General features: G+C 75.8%; 2 protein-coding genes. Both read right to left on the bottom strand.

The genetic code is table 11. The annotated features are described in order from the left end of the window. Positions 1-845: ABC transporter permease (locus H5J33_RS35115; protein ID WP_181798697.1), on the bottom strand; the 845-nt coding region annotated here is incomplete at its 3' end. Between the two features lie 3 nt (positions 846-848). Beyond that, the coding region (locus H5J33_RS35110) for a helicase HerA-like domain-containing protein (protein WP_181798696.1) at positions 849-1,449 on the bottom strand (601 nt) is incomplete at its 5' end.

Genomic DNA, 1,449 nt, shown 5'->3' with positions numbered 1-1,449 from the left:
GCGAGCAGCAGCAGGGCGAGGGTGCCGGCCTGGAGGACGGGCAGGTCCTGGGCGAGGGCGGCCTGGAGGGTGGTGCGGCCGAGGCCGGGGATGTCGTAGAGCTGTTCCACGGCGACGGCGCCGCCGGTCATGCCGACGACGAACAGGGCGGTGTTGGGCAGCAGTCCGGGCAGGCAGCGGCGTACCGCCTGGCGGGCGACGCGCCCCCGGGACAGTCCGCGCGCGGCGGCGGCGCGCGCCCAGGGTTCGGCGTAGGCGCCGGGCAGCTGGTCGTCGAGGAGCCGGCCGAGGACGGCTCCGGCGGGCAGGCCGAGGGCGAGCGCGGGCAGCACGGTGTACCGGGGTCCGTACCAGCCGAGGGCGGGCAGCCAGCCGAGCTGGACGCCGACGACGGTGGCGAGGACCGAGGCGGTGAGGAACTCCGGCAGGGTGGCGAGCATCGCGGAGCCGGTGCCGCCGGGCCGCATCCGGCCGCCCCGGTACAGGGTGCGGGCGCAGACCGCGGCGGCGGTGCAGGCGGCCACCAGGAGGGCGACCGCCATGAGCAGCAGGGAGGCGCCGAGCGCCTGTACGACGACGGGTCCGGCCTCGGCCCCGGAGATCCAGGACCGGCCCGCGTCACCGCGCGGCAGCCCGCCGAGCCAGCGCCCGAGCAGGGTCAACGGTCCGGCGTCCAGGCCCAGTTGGTCGCGGATGGCGGCGAGTACGGCGGGGTCCGGGTCGCGGTCCTGGGCGCGGGCCTTGAGCACGGTGAGCGCGGGGTCGGTGCGGCTGAGCCAGGGCAGCAGGCCGATCCCGCACACCAGGGCGGAGGCGAGCGAGGCCCGCCACAGCACGGTCCGCACGGGTCAGCGCCGGGTGCCGGTGCCGATGAGGGCGCGCTCGTAGGGGTCGAGCAGCACCCCCTTGACGGAGCGTCCGACGCCGGTGATGACGCGCTGGTGGACCAGCGGTACGACGGAGTCGGTGCCGAGGATCCGGGCCTCGGCGCGCAGTGCCGCGTCCTGCCGCTTGACGGTGTCGGCGGTGCGCTCGGCCTCGGCCACGGCCCGGTCGACGCCCTTGTCGCACAGCAGGGCCAGGTTGTAGTTGCCGGCGCAGGTGTAGTCGCCGGCGAGGATGGCGACCGGGTCGCCGGTGTCGACGAGGCTGTTGCGGGCGAGCACGAAGGCGTCGAACTTCCCGGCGAGGGCGTCGCTCTCGAGCCGCGCGTACTCGCGGACGACGAGTTCGACGCGGAAGCCGGCCTTCTCCAGCTGCTGCTTCAGCACCTGGGCCGCCTCGGGCAGTTCGGGCCGGTTGTCGTAGGTGGCCAGGGTGATCCGGGTGCCGTCGGGCCGTTTGGGCGTGGCCCTGCCGGCCGGCCGGGGGTGGCGTCCCTCGGCCCAGCCGACGTCGCCGGGCACGTCCTTCGGGGTCTGGGTGACGAAGAAGACGCCGACTCCCTTG

The sequence above is a fragment of the Streptomyces sp. WELS2 genome (assembly GCF_013870595.1).
GTDB lineage: Bacteria > Actinomycetota > Actinomycetes > Streptomycetales > Streptomycetaceae > Streptomyces.
Note: the sequence above shows the minus strand (reverse complement) of the source record. Positions and strands in the feature narration are given on the sequence as shown.